We start from the raw sequence: 14,603 nt of genomic DNA on the forward strand, positions 1-14,603 counted from the left end.
CGCGACACGCCGGGTCGGTGGGTGCGACTGGCCGGGGGTGGGTTGACAGCGGCGGGGGTGCAGGCCGTACCGTCTTTGAGTCCTACTACGGGAAGCGGCTGTTGTTCGCTTCGTCCCTTCGTCCGCTGGCCGAGCGACATTGTTGGTGCATCTCGTCGCGGCGGCCAGGTCCAGCGGGCGGGGGTCGGCGGGGCGGCGCGAACCGGTCGCGGTTACCGGTGTACGGGCAGGGTGAGGGGCACGGCCAGTAGACAACGGCCCGGCGGGGGCAGCCAGTCCACCGTCTGGTCGGTCCGAAGGTCGGCGTCGCTCGTTCTCGCCCCACCGGCTGGGAAGGGCCTGGGAGCATCGGGGCGCGGCTTAGGCCGCGCCCCGATTTCGTGTCCGTGGTCTGGGGCCGGTTCCGGGGTGCCCGGTCATCGTGGTGGCTTTTCCCCTGTCCTGGTCGGTGGGCTCGGGGTGGCGGGGTGGGGCGGGTAGCCTTCGGCCCGTGATCGTGGTGAGGTGCCGGTGACGACGCTCGACCGGGATGAGACGCGTACCCCGCTGGTGGTACGGCCGACCAGTGCGGCGGTGCCGTTGCCGGTGGCGGTGCCGGTGGCGGTGGCCGCCGGGGTGGCGCTGCTGTTGGCGTTCCCGCCGTACGGGTGGTGGCCGTTGGCCCCGGTGGGGGTGGCCGGGTTGGCGGTGGCGGCGCATCGGCGGCGGCTGCGTGCGGGCGCCGGGTTGGGGTTCCTGACCGGGGTGGCGTTCTTCGCGCCGTTGTTGGCGTGGACCAATCTGCACACCGGATATCTGCCGTGGGTGTTGCTGTCGTTGTTGCAGGCCGGTTATCTGGCGTTGCTGGGTGCGGCGTCGGCGTGGTTGTCGCCGGTGGTGGACCGGTGGCGGTGGACGTGGCCGCCGGTGACCGGGGTGTTGTGGGTGGGGCAGGAGGCGTTGCGCGACCGTACGCCGTTCGGGGGGTTCCCGTGGGGGCGGTTGGCGTTCAGCCAGGACGCCTCCCCGCTGTTGGGGTGGGCGTGGCTGGGTGGGGCACCGCTGGTCACCGGGGTCGTGGCGGTGGCCGGGGGGTTGCTGGTGGTGGGGTGGTGGCGGCGGTGGTCGACCCCGGACGGGGTGTGGCGGCCGGTGGCCGGGGTGGCGGTGGGGTTGTTGGTGCTGGTCGGGGTGGGGTTGGCGGTGCCCATGGGCGCTGCCGGCGACGGCCGGTCGGTGCGGGTGGCGATCGTGCAGGGCAACGTGCCACGGTTGGGGTTGGATTTCAACGCCCAGCGGCAGGCGGTACTCAACAATCACGTCGACGCGACGGTGAAGTTGGCCGCGCGGGTCGCCAGTGGGGCCGTGCCGCGTCCCGACCTGGTGGTGTGGCCGGAGAACTCCTCGGACATCGATCCGTTGCGCAACGCCGCCGCCGGGGCGCGGATCTCCCAGGCCGCGGACGCGGTCGGTGCGCCGATCCTGGTGGGTGCGGTGCTGGCAGGCCCCGGTGACGGTGAGGTCCGCAACGCCGGGATCCTGTGGCGGCCGGGTTCCGGCCCGGACCTGACCCAGTTGTACACCAAGCGGCATCCGGTGCCGTTCGCCGAGTACGTGCCGTTGCGGTCACTGGCCCGGGCGGTGTCGTCGCAGGTCGACCGGGTGCGCGCCGACTTCGTGGCGGGGTCGACCCCGGGGGTGGTCGACGCGGGGGCGGTGGTGCTCGGCGACGTGATCTGTTTCGAGGTCGCCTACGACGGTCTGGTGCGCGACACCGTCGACGGTGGGGCGCAGTTGCTGGTGGTGCAGACGAACAACGCCACGTTCAACGTGGCGGAGGCCCGTCAGCAGTTGGCGATGGTGCGGTTGCGGGCGGTGGAGCACGGTCGCGCGGCGTTGATGGCCTCGACGGTCGGGGTGTCCGGGTTCGTCACCCCGGACGGGCGGGTAAGCGATGCCACCGGGTTCAACACCCGGGCGGTGGCGGTGCGGCAGGTGACGCTCTCCGACGGGCGGACCCCTGCCACCCGGGCCGGGAGGTGGCCGGAGGTGGCGTTGGCGGGCCTGGCGGTGGCGGCCCTGGCCGCCGCGGGGGCGCTGCGTCGACGGCGGGGGGTCACCTCCGTCGGGTGAGCCGGCAGGAACGGGGGAGACGGTGGGTGAGGCAGCCGTGGGGTATCCGGGGGTGGGCCGGGTGCTGGTGGTGATCCCCACCTACAACGAGGCCGACAACGTCAGCGACGTGGTGGCCCGGGTGCGCCGGGCGGCGCCGACGGTGGACGTACTGGTCGCCGACGACGACAGCCCCGACGGTACGGGGGCGTTGGCCGAGGCGATGGCCGCCACCGACGCGCAGGTGCACGTGCTGCACCGGCCCGGCAAACAGGGGTTGGGGGCGGCGTACCTGGCCGGGTTCGGGTGGGCGCGGCAGCGCGGTTACGACGCGGTGGTGGAGATGGACGCCGACGGTTCGCACGCCCCGGAGGACCTGCCCGCCCTGTTGGATGCCGCCCGGGACGCCGATGTGGTGATCGGGTCGCGGTGGGTGGGTGGGGCGCAGGTGGTGAACTGGCCGTGGCGGCGGTTGCTGCTGTCGCGGTGCGGGAACCTGTATGCGCGGTTGGCGTTGGGGATGCCGGTGTCCGATGCCACCGGCGGATTCCGGGTGTACCGGTTGTCGGCGTTGCGGGCGATGCGCCTGGAGTCGGTGTGTTCGCAGGGGTATTCGTTCCAGGTGGAGTTGTCGCGGCTGGCGCACCGGGCGGGGGCGCGGATCGTGGAGGTGCCGATCACGTTCGTGGAGCGGGAGCGGGGGGCGAGCAAGATGAGCCCGTTGATCGTGGCGGAGGCGTTGTGGCGGATCACCACCTGGGGGTTGCGGGACCGGCGGCCGGGGCGGTGGCGGCGTGGTCATGACCGGTGGCCGTGAGGGCGCCCGTGGCATGCTGGAGGGGCGGGCCTGTCGCCCCGGGCATTGTCCGACCGGTGGTGAGCGGGCGGCCGCCTGATGCGGATGAGGTGAGATGCGCCGATACCTGAGGTTCGTGCCACTGGCCCTGCTGGTGGCGGTGGTGGTGGAGTTGGCGGTGTTCGTCGGGGTGGGTCGGACCGTCGGGTTCGGTTCGGCGGTGCTGCTGGTGTTCGCCGCGTCCCTGCTGGGTCTGGTGTTGCTGCGGCGGGAGGGGATGCGCGCCTGGCGGGGGTTCCGCACGTCGGTGGAGTCCCGGCAGCCGCCGGGCCGGCAGGTGACCGATGGTCTGGTCGGGTTGGTCGGCGCGCTGTTGCTGGCGGTTCCGGGGCTGGTCAGCGGGCTGGTAGGGGTGTTGCTGCTGGTGCCGCCGGTGCGCCGGTTGGTGCGGTCGGGGGTGCAGCGGGCCACCGAGCGGCGGGTGTCGTCGATGGTCGCCGGTGACCTGTTCGGTCCGCGTACGGTGCGGGTGCGGCAGGGGGAGCCGGCGGCGTCGCCGGCGGACGGTGACGTGGTGGCCCCGCCGGTGGTCGACGGGGGTCGGGCCATCGAGGGTGAGATCGTGGAGCCCCGCCAGCCCTGACCTGCGGCGGGCGCGGGCCACCCGGGTGCGGCCCCGGTGGGCCGTGATGACATATGCGAACGGCGCCCCCGGGAGGTCTCCTCCCGGGGGCGCCGTTCGCGCAAGTCGGTGTGTCGTCAGGCGCGGCCGCGGCGGGTGCGGACCTCCTGGAGCCGTTCGGCGAGGATGTCCTCCAACTCGGCGATGGAGCGCCGCTCCAGCAGCATGTCCCAGTGGGTACGCGGCGGCTTGGCCTTCTTCTGCTCCGGTTCGGTGCCGTCGACGAGGCGGGCGACGCTGCCGTCGAACTTGCACTCCCAGGTCGTGGGGACCTCGGCGTCGACGGCGAACGGAACCTCGAACTGGTGGCCCTTGGCGCAGAGGTACTCGCGGGTCTGGCGTGGCGCGAGCTCCGTGTTGCGGTCGGATTCGTAGCTGACCGCGCCCAGACGGCTTCCGCGCAGCATACGCTCGCCCATGATCGACTTCCCCTCGTTCGTGGTGCTGGTCTACCGGTGTAACGGCCGGTCACCGTCGGGGCATTCCCGCCCGGGGGTGGAACGACCCTGGCAAGGGTAGCCGGCCACCGCACCGGCCCCGGCGGGGTCGTCCCCCGGCCGGGTCGCACCGGTGTTCACCGCGATGGTAGCCGCCCCGGGGCGAACCGCAGGCGGTGACGGGCCCGCCGGGGGTGTCGGCGGCGGATAGCATCCGCGGCATGGTCACCACCGTGCACCCCGGCGCGTGCCCCCTGGACTGTCCGGACACCTGCGTCTGGCAGCTCACCGTCACCGACGGGCGGCCGGTGGGCCTACGCGGCGATCCCGGACACCCGTACACCCGCGGCGCATTGTGCGGCAAGGTGAACCGTTACCTCGACGCGGTCACCGGCCCCGACCGGCTGACCACCCCGCTGGTGCGGGTCGGCCCCAAGGGGGTGGGGCCGGTGTCGTACCGGCCGGCGAGCTGGGACGAGGCGGTACGCCGGGTCGCCGACGGGTGGCAGGCCAGCATCGACATCCACGGTCCGGAGTCGATCCTGCCGTACTACTTCGCCGGCACCATGGGCCTGGTGCAGGGCTGGACGATGGGGCCCCGGCTCTTCGCCCACCTCGGGGCGTCGCGGCTGCGCACCACCATCTGCACCGCCGCCTCCCGGGCCGCCCTCGGGTCCCTCTACGGCGGGTCGGTCGGCTTCGAACCGGAGTCGGTGGTCGAGGCGAAACTGATCGTCCTGTGGGGGGCGAACCTGCTCTCCACCAACCTGCACCACTGGCCGTTCGTGCGGCAGGCCCAGCAGCGCGGCGCGTACATCGTCACCATCGACCCGCTGCGCACCGACACCGCCGCCCGCAGCGACGAACACGTCGCCCCGCTTCCCGGCACCGACGCCGCCCTGGCCCGGGGGCTGATGCGGCACGTGCGGGACCTCGGCGGCGCCGACCGGCCGTGGCTGGCCGCGCACACCGTCGGCTGGGAGCGGATGGAGGCCCGCCTGGACGAGTGGCCGGTGACCCGCGCCGCCGCCGAGTGCGGCCTCGACGCGGACGTGGTGCGCCGGCTCGGCGAACGGATCGCCACCACCCGGCCCACCGCCATCCGCATCGGGCTCGGTCTGCAACGACACGCCGGCGCCGGGCAGGCGGTCCGGGCCATCGCGGCGATCCCCCTGCTCACCGGTGACTTCCGCTATCCCGGGGGCGGGGCGTTGGCCACCACCAGCGGGCATCACCGCATCGACCCCGACCGTGTCGCCCGGCCCGCCGGGATGCCCGCGCCACCGGCCCGGTCGATCAACATGAGCCGGCTCGCCGCCGCACTGACCGGGGAGGCCGACCCGCCGGTCACCGCGCTGGTGGTCTTCGACACCAACCCGGTCGCCACCGTGCCCGACCAGAACCGGCTGCGCCGGGGGCTGACCCGCGCCGACCTGTTCACCGTGGTGCTGGAGCAGCGGTGGACCGACACCTGCGACTACGCCGACGTGGTGCTGCCGGCCACGATGCAACCCGAGCACCTGGACCTGCACACCTCCTACGGTCACCACTACGCCACCGTGAACCTGCCGGCGCTCGACCCGCCGGGGCAGGCGTTGCCCAACACCGAGATCTTCCGTCGGATCGCCGCCGCCCTCGGCCTGACCCATCCCCGGCTGCGCGACAGCGACGAGGACCTGGCCCGGCAACTGCTCGACGGCACCGGCATCGACTACGACGAGTTGACCCGCCGCACGTATGTGCGGGCCACCGGGGTGGCGGTGGGCTCCGCCCCGTACGCGCAGGGAGGTTTTCCCAGCCAGGACGGGCGGGCCCGGTTCCACGACCCCAGGTTGGCCGGGCAGGGGGTGGACCCGCTGGTCGGCTACACCCCGCCGGTCGAGGTGGGTGACGCGGCGCTGGCCCGCCGGTTCCCGCTGGCGTTGATCTCCCCGGCCGGCCGGTTCTTCCTCAACTCGACGTTCGCGTCGCTGCCCTGGCACCTCGGTCGCACCGGCCCGCCGCGCATCCACCTGCATCCCGTCGACGCCGCCGCCCGGGGCCTGACCGACGGCGACCCGGCGCGGGTGCACAACGACCGGGGGGAGTTCCTGGCCACCGTCGCCGTGGACGACGCCACCCGCCCCGGGCTGGCGTTCACCTACAAGGCGTACTGGGCGCGGTTGAGCCCCGGCGGCAGCACCGTCAACGCGGTCACCGGGGTCCGCGACACCGACCTCGGTGGGGGGCCGACGTTCCACGACACCCGGGTCGAGGTGCAGGCCGCCCCGGCGGACCTGATGCCGGCCGGCCCGGGGCAGCCGGAGCAGAGTCCGGCGGATGCCCCGCCCGCGCCGTCGGGTACCGCTCAGCCGGGCTGAGCCGTGCCGCCGAGCCGAGCCAGCGCGGTGGCCAGGGCGCTGACCTGGTCGGCGAGTTGGGCGGCCCGTTGGTGGGCGGCGTCGCGGTCGGCCTGCACCGCCGGCAGCAGCCGGTCCAGTTCGGTCAGCCGGGCCCGGTCGGCGGCGGTAGCCCGGTGGGCCTGCGCCAGGTCGGTGCGGGCCTGCGCCAGGTCGGCGGTCAGGGCGTCCACCCGGGCCAGGGCGGCGGCCAGGTCCTCGCCGGCCCTGGCGGTCGACGCGGCGGTCTCCTCCCGGGCGGCGTCGGCGTCGGCCCGCGCGGCGGCGGTGTCGCGACGGGCCACCTCGGCGGCGGCCTCGGCCTGCCGGGCCCGCTGCCCGGCCACGTCGGCCTCGGCACGGGACGCCACCGCATCGGCACGCGCCTGCCGGGTCTCCTCCCGGGAGGCGGCGGCGTCGGCGTCGGCGCGCTGTGCGTCGGCCTGCCGCCGGGCGGCGTCGGCGCGCGCGGCGTCGCGTTCGACGGTCAGGTCCGCGGCGCGTTGTCGCTGCGCGTCGCGTTCGGCGCGCAGGGTACGCAACTCGTGGCGGGCGGCGTCGCGGTCCCGTTCGGCCTGCACCCGCAGTGCCTGCGCGGCGGCGGTGTCGCGGCGGGCCGCCTCGGCGGCGGCCTCGGCCTGGGCGGCCGCCTGGTGTGCGGCGTCGGCCAGGGCCTCGGCCTGCGCGGCGCGGGCGTGCGCGGCGTCGGCGGCGGCTGTCGCGGCCCGGGTCTCCTGCCGGGCCCGGGTGGTCTCGGCGGCGGCCGTCTCGGCGGCCTCGCGGGCCTCGTCGCGGGCGGTGTGCGCCTCGGCGACCTGGGTGGCGGCGTCGGCGCGGACCTGGGCGAGTTGCCGTTCCACCCCGACCGGGGACAACTCGGCGTGCAACGCCTCGGTGAGGGTCTCCACCACCTGGTCGAGCCGGTCGACGGCCTCCCAGGTGCGGGCCACCTGACCAGGCAGGCCCGGGGCGTTGCGGTGGCGCATCCGCGAGTTGCGCGACGCCCGCTGGCAGGCGCCGTCGTTGTCCCGGCAGTAGCGGAACGGACGTCCCGCGCCGGCACGTTGCGGGACGTCACGTCCACAGTGCGCGCAGGGACGCAGGTCGGTGGGGGAGGGCTGCGGGTCCATCGACGGGGAAGTCTAGAGGCTGTGCCGGGACGTCGGCGGTCAGCCCGGCCGGAGCATGATCCAGGTCCGGGTGCGAGGGCCCCCGCGCGCCGGAGCCGCCAGGATGGTCCGCCGGCACCACGGCCGCTACCGTGGGCCGGTGACCGTCTCCCGGTACATCGCCACCCTACGCGCCCACATCGGGCATGACCTGCTGCTCCTGCCCGGGGTGACGGGTGTGGTCCACGACGACGCCGGCCGGGTGCTGCTGGCCCGCCGCGGCGACAACGGCCGCTGGTCGTTGCCGGCCGGGGTGGTCGACCCGGGTGAGCAACCCGCCGACGCCGTCGTCCGGGAGGTGTGGGAGGAGACCGGTGTGCGGGTCGTCGTCGACCGGATCGCCGGCCTCGCCACCCATCCGGTGATCTATCCCAACGGCGACGCCTGCGAGTACCTCAACGTCTGGTTCCGGTGCCGGCCGGTCGGCGGGCAGGCCCGCGCCGACGGCGACGAGTCCACCGAGGTGGCCTGGTTCGCCCCCGACGACCTGCCGGAGCTCAACGAGTGGGCGCGGCTGCGCCTGGACACCACCACGTCCGGGGACACCCCCTGGTTCGCCCCGCCGGGCGAACCACATCCCGCCCTGTGCCGACCCGACGCGTTGTGAGCGCCGCGCCCACCGTACGGTCCGGCCGGTCACCGCCCGGACCGTACGGTGGGCGCGGCGGTGCTGTCCCGGATGGTCAGCCGGGGCGGCAGCAGGGTCACCTCCGGCACCGGTTCCTCGTGCAGCTTGCGCATCAGCAACGCCACGGCCTGCCGGCCGATCTCCTCGGCGGGCACCGGCACCGAGGTGAGCCGGGGGGCGGCCTGCTCGGCGAACTGGTCGGGGCAGATCGCCACCACCGACATGTCCTGCGGCACCCGCCGGCCGACGGTGGGCAGCGTGGCCAGCACCGGCCCGACGGCCGCCTCGTTCTGCACCACCAGCGCGGACAGGTCGGGGTGCCGGTCGAGCAGGGCGGCCAGCTCCTGACGGATCGACGCCGGCCCCTCCTCGAAGGGCTGGGTGACCACCGTGACGCCGTGCCGGTCGGCGGCGGCGCCCACCCCGGCGCGGGTGCGGTGGGCGAAACCGGTGCCCCGGTCGTAGACGGCGGCCGGGGCACCGAGCAGCGCCACCCGGCGGTGCCCCAGCCGGGCCAGGTGTTCCACGCACACCTGGCCGGCGCGGTGGAAGTCCAGGTCCACACAGGTCAGCCCGGTGGGGTCGGCCGGCACGCCGATCAGCACGCTGGGCCGGGTCAGGTCCCGCAGCAGCGGCACCCGGGAGTCGTCCAGTTCGACGTCCATCACCAGCATCCCGTCGACCATGGCGCTGCCGGCGATCCGGCGCAGCCCGGCCGGCCCCTCGTCGGAGGTGACCAGCAGCACGTCGTGGTCGTACCGGCGGGCGGTGGTGACCACCGCGATGGCGAACTGCATCACCACCGGCACCTGCATGCCGGCGCGCAGCGGCAGCACCAGGGCGATGGTGTTGGCCCGTCGGCTGGCCAACGCCCGCGCCCCGGCGTGCGGGTGGTAGCCCAACTCCCGGATGCTGGCCAACACCCGGGTGCGGGTCACCTCGGAGATGGCCCGTTTACCGCTGAGCACGTACGACACGGTGCTCACGGCCACCCCGGCGTGCCGGGCGACGTCGACGATGGTGACCTGGTCGGGGGACTTGCGGCGAGGCCCGGACGTCCCGCTCACCGCGACCCACCGCCGGCCCGTACCGTCGGGCGGGACGGCCCGGTCGGGGCGCCGGCGTGCACGGTCACCGCGCCGACCGCGCGGATGTCGCGGGCGGAGCGGCCGACCAGCAGGGTGTGCGTGGCGTCCTCCACCACCGGCCCACCGTGCTGCTCGTCCCACCAGGCCAGTTCGGTGGTACGCAGCCGCAGGGTGACCGTCCGCCGTTGGCCGGGGGCCAGGGTGAGCCGGACGAAGTCGCGCAGCTGCCGCAGGGGCTGTTTGACCCGGGAGCGCCGTTGCCGGGTGTAGAGCTGCACGGTCTCCTCACCCTCCCGGTCGCCGGTGTTGGTGACCTCGACGCTCACCTCGACCTCGTCGCCGACGGTCACCGTCGACGTGCTGACCCGAAGGTCGGCGTAGTCGAACCGGGTGTAGCTGAGGCCGTGACCGAACGGGTACAGCGGCTCACCCCGGTAGTAGAGGTAGGTGGTGTCCGCGCCGATCACGTCGTAGTCGAGCAGGTCGGGCAGGTCGGCGGCGTCGGCGTACCAGGTCTGGGTGAGCCGGCCGCCGGGGTCGGCGTCGCCGAGCAGCACCTGTGCCAGGGCGGTGCCGTGTTCCTGCCCGCCGTGCGCCGACCACAGCACCGCCGGCAGGTGCTCCTGCGCCCACCCGACCGCGTACGGGTAGCTGCTGGTGAGCACCAGCACGGTGCGCGGGTTCGCGGCGTGCACGGCGCGCAACAGCCGGTCCTGCCCGGCCGGCAGGGTCAGGTCGATGCGGTCCTCGGTCTCCCGGCCGTCGACCATCGGGTGGTTGCCGAGGACGACGACCGCCACGTCGGCGGCGGCGGCCAGTGCGGCGGCCTCGGCCGCGCCGTCGGTGACGAGTTCGACGGTGAACCCGGTGGCGGTGTCCGGGTCGGCGGTGTCGGCGCGTAACCGCCCGTCGTCGTCGACCCGCACGTACGCGCCGGTGGCGAGGTGGTGCAGTAGGGCCGTGCCGTCGGGGCGGTGGTGGAACCGGAAGGTCTCCCGCACGATCCACCCGCCGGGCCCGGGCCGGTCGTTGGCCAGCGCCCCGTCGTCGTCGGCGCCGACGTGCCGGCCGTTGGCGACCGCACAGAGCGCCACCACGTCGTGTCCCCAGTCGAACACGTCGAACCAGGTGCCGTCGCGGCCGTCGTCGGCGGTCAGCGGGCCACCCTCCGACGCGCGGGGGCAGCGGACGTACCGGTCGCCGACGCGCAACGCGATCCGGTCGGCCCCGGTGTGGTGGGTGACCGCCGGCAGCCGCCGGGCCAGGCCCTCCCGGACGGTGACCGCGTAGGGCAGGGTGCCGCTGTACCAGTCGGCGTGGACGGTGTCGGCGAGCGGGCCGAGCACCGCCACCCGGGGTGCGGTGGCGGCCGGCAGGGGCAGCAGCCCGTCGTTGTGGAGCAACACGATCGACTGGCGGGCGGCCTCCCGGGCCAGTTCCCGGTGAGCGGGGCTGTCGAGGACGTCGGGGGAGACCCCGGCGAACGGGTCCTGCCCGGGTGGGTCCAGGTCTCCCAGGCGGACCCGGACGGTGAGGATGCGGCGCACCGCCCGGTCCACGTGCGACTCGTCGATCAGGCCCCGGTCGAGGGCCTCGGTGAGCCGCCGGACGGTCTGCCCGCTGTCGGTGTCGTCCTCGGTGAAGTTGTCGATGCCGGCGCGCAGGGCGGCGGCGAAGCCGGTGACGTGGTCGGGCAGGTACTGCTGCACCCCGGCGATGTTGGTGACCGCGCCGGCGTCGCCGACCACCATCAGCGCGTCGGGGGTCCACCGCCGCAGTTCGCTCTCCAGCAGCGGGCTCAGGTGCGCGGGTACCCCGTTGACCAGGTTGTACGAGGCCATCACGGCGACCGCCGCGCCGGCGGCGAGGGGGGCGCGGAACGCCGGCAGTTCGTAGTCGTGCAGCACCCGGGGTGGCAGGTCGCTGGAGGTGGTGGCCCGGTCGGTCTCGTTGTTGTAGCCGAGGAAGTGCTTCACCGTCGGGGCGGTGCGCAGCCGGTGGGGGTGCTCGCCGCGCAGCCCCCAGGCGTAGGCGGTGGCGAGCCGGCCGGTCAGCCACGGGTCCTCCGACCAGCCTTCCTCGTTGCGGCCCCACCGGGGGTCGCGCAGCGGGTTGACCACCGGCGCCCACACGTTGAGCCCGACGGCGGCCGGGTCGGCCTGGTGTTTGACCCGCACCTCGTCGCCGACGGCGGCGCCGACCGCCCGGATCAGTGCGGGGTTCCAGCTGCTGGCCAGGCCGACGGCCTGCGGGAAGACGGTGGCCGGCCCGAGCCAGGCGACCCCGTGCAGCGCCTCGGTGCCGGTGCGGAAACCGGGCAGGCCCAGGCGCGGCACGGGGGCCTGCCACTGGTGCAGCAGGCCGATCTTCTCCGGCAGGGTGAGCCGGGCCAGCAGGTCGTCGGCGTACACCTCGGGGGACGGACCGGTGGCGCGGTCGGCGGGGTCGTTCATCTGCGGTTACCTTCCGGTGGGCGCGCGGTGAGGCGCCGACCGGCGGTCGAAGCGCTTCGACGGCCGTGGTGACGTGCGGCATCGCGCGGTGGTGGGGTCGTCGGCCCGGAGCGGCGAAGCGCTTCGACGACTGCGGAAAACATGCCGCCCCGGGTGCCCGAACGACGGGGCGGCGGTTCGAGGTTGGCACCTGCGCGTCGACCGGTCAAGGGGTGACCGGTACCCGGATCAGCCGACGGGAAGTCGACCGGCCTCGATGGTGGCCAACGCGGCGGTCGCACCGCCCAGCGCGGTGGCGGCGGAGTCCAACCGGGAGGCGTCGAGCCGGCAGCCACCGGCCTGCGGGGCGAGGGTCCGGGCGGCCAGTTCCGCCCGGGCCGCCGGCAGCAGCCAGGGTGCCAGGGTGGCGAAGTGCCCACCCACCACGATCGCCTCCGGGTTGAGCAGGTTCGCCAGCACCGACGCCCCGTGCCCGAGGTACCGGCCGATCTCGGTGAGCCCCGTCAGCACGAACGGGTCCTCCTGCCGGGCCGACGCGATGATCCGGTCGACCTCCGGCAGGTAGTCGGTGACGGGGCCGTCCCCGGTGGTGTCGGGCAGCAGCCGGGCGACCACGGCCGGAAGGGCGGTCACCGCGGCCAGGCAGCCGCGCCGCCCGCACGGGCACGGTGGCCCGGCCGGGTCGAGGCAGAGGTGGCCGAGTTCACCGGCGTGTCCCCGGCTGCCGCGCAGCAGCCGACCGCCGGTGAGCACCCCGGCGCCGACGGAGACACCGCCGGTGAGGTGGACCAGGTCGGTGGCGGCGGCGTACCCGCCGTGCCGCTGTTCGGCCAGGACGGCGAGGTTGGCGTCGGTGTCGACGGCGACGGGGAAACCGGTCTCCCGCAGCGCGGCCCGCAGGTCGGCGGCGAGCGGCACGTCCCGCCAGCCGAGGCCGCTGGCCAGCGGCACCCCGCCGGCGGTGTCGACCAGGCCGGGCACCCCGACGGTGAGGCCGAGCACGGTACGCCCCTGCCCGGTGACCCGGCCGACCGCACGTCGGGCCAGCGTGACCAGCGCCCGGACGGTCTCGGCGGGGGAGGCGGTGGGGGTGGGGAACGCCCGCCGCCAGGTGAGCAGCCGGTTACCGGCCGGGTCCACGGCGACGACCACCAGGTCGTCCGCCCCGATCTGCAGACCCAGCGCGGCGTAGGGGGCGCCGTCGAGGACGAGCATGGTGGCCGGCCGGCCGACCCGGTTGCCGGTCAGCCCGGTCTCGCGGACCAGCCGCCGGTCGAGCAGCTCGGCGACCAGGCTGGACACGGTGGCCTTGTTGAGTCCGGTGGTGGCGGCGATGTCGGCCCGCGAACAGGGGGCGTGCAGGCGGACGTGCCGCAGGACCACGGCCCGGTTGGCCACCCGGACGTCGCCCAGGTCGGTCGGCTGCGGTGCGTTGTGGATGCTGATCACGATCTGCCCGCTCCCTGCGGCCGACGGTGGGTGGTGCCGTGCCGGTGCATCATCGCCCACCGCCGCCGTGGCGGCGGTGGGCGACACCGTCGGTGGGCCGGTGCACCGACGGAAAGCCTATTCGGATGGAAATTCAACTAATCCTAGCGGCACACCCGGCACCGGGGCACCGTGAGGAGGACCGCCGACCCGCAGGGCTCAGTCACCCGGGAACCACTGCGCGAACGGCGTCAGGGGACCGGTTCCCCGTTGAGCGGCGGGGGTGCCGCCGGTGTGGTGCGGCTGCCGGACCGGCAGGTCGGGCGGGTCGGCCTCGAAGGTCTCGTACGAGACCTTCGGCGGGCGGTACGGCATCGGCGTCTCCTCTGGAGCGTTGTCCCGGCGGTACCGTCAGTTTCTTTGCTTTCCCAACGAACTGTCAACGATCCAGTTCGATCCGCCCACGAACCAACCAATTGACATGGGTAAACCCGATACATAGTTTGGACATCTACCAAACAAAGTAGGTGGGATGGTGGGTATGTGGGACGACGGGCGGCTCTGCCACGGCGGCGACTACAACCCCGAACAGTGGCCCCCGGCCACCTGGCGCGAGGACGTCGACCTCATGCGCCGCGCCCGGATCAACCTCGTCACCGTCGGCGTCTTCGCCTGGTCCCGACTGGAACCCGCCCCCGGCCGCTACGACTTCGACTGGCTCGACGAGGCACTCGACCTGCTCCACGACAGCGGCATCCGCGTCGCCCTGGCCACCCCCACCGCCTCCCCGCCACCCTGGTTCTCCCTGGCACACCCCGACGCCCTCCCCGTCACCGCCGACGGCGTCCGACTACACCACGGCAGCCGCGACACCTACTGCGCCGCCGCCCCCTCCTACCGGGCCGCCGCCCGCAGCATCGCCGCCACCCTCGCCGCCCGCTACGCCCACCACCCGGCAGTCGCCCTGTGGCACGTCCACAACGAATACGGCACCACCTGCCACTGCCCCCACACCGAAACCGCGTTCCGCCGCTGGCTCATCGACCGGCACGGCGACCTCGACACCCTCAACACCGCCTGGGCCACCAGCTTCTGGAGCCAGCACTACGCCGACTGGGCGTACGTCAGCACCCCCCGGGCCACCCAATACCATGCCAACCCCGGCCACCTGCTCGACTTCCGACGATTCTGGTCCGACACCCTGCTCGCCGCCTACACCGAACAACGCGACCTGCTCAAGGCAGCCAACCCGACGATCCCCGTCACCACCAACTACGTCCTCGGCGACTGGGTACCCGTCGACCACGCCCGCTGGGCGACCGAAGTCGACCTCGTCGCCATCGACCACTACCCCTCGGCCGTCGACGGCGGCGCCGAGGAACAGACCGCCCTCGCCGCCGACCTGGCCCGCGGCTGGGCCCGACACGGCCACCACCGGCGAGGGGGGGGGGGG

Annotated in this window: 12 protein-coding genes; 6 read left to right on the forward strand and 6 right to left on the reverse strand. The window is 74.5% G+C overall.

From position 1 onward, the window contains the following. Nucleotides 1-549: 549 nt before the first annotated feature. The 3 genes from lnt to AC0AIB_RS08120 all read left to right on the forward strand — a co-directional run bounded on the left by lnt (nt 550) and on the right by AC0AIB_RS08120 (nt 3,530). Entirely contained in the window at nt 550-2,112 is a 1,563-nt protein-coding gene (gene lnt / locus AC0AIB_RS08110; RefSeq protein WP_465096345.1) for an apolipoprotein N-acyltransferase, read from the forward strand. Between the two features lie 22 nt (nt 2,113-2,134). After that, entirely contained in the window at nt 2,135-2,908 is a 774-nt protein-coding gene (locus tag AC0AIB_RS08115) for a polyprenol monophosphomannose synthase (protein WP_328346979.1), read from the forward strand. A 94-nt stretch (nt 2,909-3,002) separates the two neighbouring features. Next, nucleotides 3,003-3,530, forward strand: coding sequence for an FxsA family protein (locus AC0AIB_RS08120; protein WP_328346981.1), 528 nt, complete (start codon nt 3,003-3,005; stop codon nt 3,528-3,530). Nucleotides 3,531-3,646: 116 nt separating this feature from the next. Here the strand turns inward: AC0AIB_RS08120 and AC0AIB_RS08125 are convergent, their stop codons facing one another. After that, nucleotides 3,647-3,988, reverse strand: a complete 342-nt coding sequence (locus AC0AIB_RS08125) for an RNA polymerase-binding protein RbpA (protein ID WP_007070998.1) — start codon at nt 3,986-3,988, stop codon at nt 3,647-3,649. A 239-nt stretch (nt 3,989-4,227) separates the two neighbouring features. Here AC0AIB_RS08125 and AC0AIB_RS08130 point away from each other — a divergent pair, with 239 nt between their 5' ends. Further along, nucleotides 4,228-6,366, forward strand: coding sequence for a molybdopterin-containing oxidoreductase family protein (locus AC0AIB_RS08130; RefSeq protein WP_465096336.1), 2,139 nt, complete (start codon nt 4,228-4,230; stop codon nt 6,364-6,366). Here the strand turns inward: AC0AIB_RS08130 and AC0AIB_RS08135 are convergent. Then, nucleotides 6,354-7,514, reverse strand: coding sequence for a hypothetical protein (locus AC0AIB_RS08135; RefSeq protein WP_465096337.1), 1,161 nt, complete (start codon nt 7,512-7,514; stop codon nt 6,354-6,356). The two genes, AC0AIB_RS08130 and AC0AIB_RS08135, sit on opposite strands and share 13 nt — an antisense overlap. A gap of 139 nt (nt 7,515-7,653) precedes the next feature. On the opposite strand from AC0AIB_RS08135, the gene AC0AIB_RS08140 reads away from it, so the two are divergent. Next, nucleotides 7,654-8,160: an NUDIX hydrolase gene (locus AC0AIB_RS08140; RefSeq protein WP_465096338.1), complete on the forward strand. Its 507-nt coding sequence runs from the start codon at nt 7,654-7,656 to the stop codon at nt 8,158-8,160. A gap of 29 nt (nt 8,161-8,189) precedes the next feature. Here AC0AIB_RS08140 and AC0AIB_RS08145 read toward each other — a convergent pair whose 3' ends face one another. The 4 genes from AC0AIB_RS08145 to AC0AIB_RS08160 form a co-directional block, all read right to left on the reverse strand. Continuing rightward, nucleotides 8,190-9,248 carry a LacI family DNA-binding transcriptional regulator gene (locus AC0AIB_RS08145; protein ID WP_328346989.1) on the reverse strand — a complete coding sequence of 353 codons (1,059 nt, stop codon included), beginning with the start codon at nt 9,246-9,248 and terminating at the stop codon, nt 8,190-8,192. Continuing rightward, nucleotides 9,245-11,722 (reverse strand): beta-glucosidase, encoded by a 2,478-nt coding sequence (locus AC0AIB_RS08150; RefSeq protein ID WP_465096339.1) that lies wholly within the window; start codon nt 11,720-11,722, stop codon nt 9,245-9,247. Before AC0AIB_RS08150 ends, AC0AIB_RS08145 begins: the two co-directional genes overlap by 4 nt. 228 nt (nt 11,723-11,950) lie before the next feature. Beyond that, nucleotides 11,951-13,171 carry an ROK family transcriptional regulator gene (locus AC0AIB_RS08155; RefSeq protein WP_465096340.1) on the reverse strand — a complete coding sequence of 407 codons (1,221 nt, stop codon included), beginning with the start codon at nt 13,169-13,171 and terminating at the stop codon, nt 11,951-11,953. Between the two features lie 198 nt (nt 13,172-13,369). Beyond that, nucleotides 13,370-13,525 (reverse strand): hypothetical protein, encoded by a 156-nt coding sequence (locus AC0AIB_RS08160; protein WP_328346995.1) that lies wholly within the window; start codon nt 13,523-13,525, stop codon nt 13,370-13,372. A 157-nt stretch (nt 13,526-13,682) separates the two neighbouring features. Here AC0AIB_RS08160 and AC0AIB_RS08165 point away from each other — a divergent pair. Then, nucleotides 13,683-14,603: beta-galactosidase (locus AC0AIB_RS08165; RefSeq protein WP_465096341.1), on the forward strand; the 921-nt coding region annotated here is incomplete at its 3' end.

Source organism: Micromonospora sp. DSM 43699, from assembly GCF_055517075.1.

Coding starts and splice junctions, on each gene's coding strand:
- AC0AIB_RS08125 (WP_007070998.1), bottom strand. CDS start 3,988: ATGGGCGAGCGTATGCTGCGCGGAAGCCGTCTGGGCGCGGTCAGCTAC.
- AC0AIB_RS08120 (WP_328346981.1), top strand. CDS start 3,003: ATGCGCCGATACCTGAGGTTCGTGCCACTGGCCCTGCTGGTGGCGGTG.
- AC0AIB_RS08130 (WP_465096336.1), top strand. CDS start 4,228: ATGGTCACCACCGTGCACCCCGGCGCGTGCCCCCTGGACTGTCCGGAC.
- AC0AIB_RS08150 (WP_465096339.1), bottom strand. CDS start 11,722: ATGAACGACCCCGCCGACCGCGCCACCGGTCCGTCCCCCGAGGTGTAC.
- AC0AIB_RS08135 (WP_465096337.1), bottom strand. CDS start 7,514: ATGGACCCGCAGCCCTCCCCCACCGACCTGCGTCCCTGCGCGCACTGT.
- AC0AIB_RS08160 (WP_328346995.1), bottom strand. CDS start 13,525: ATGCCGTACCGCCCGCCGAAGGTCTCGTACGAGACCTTCGAGGCCGAC.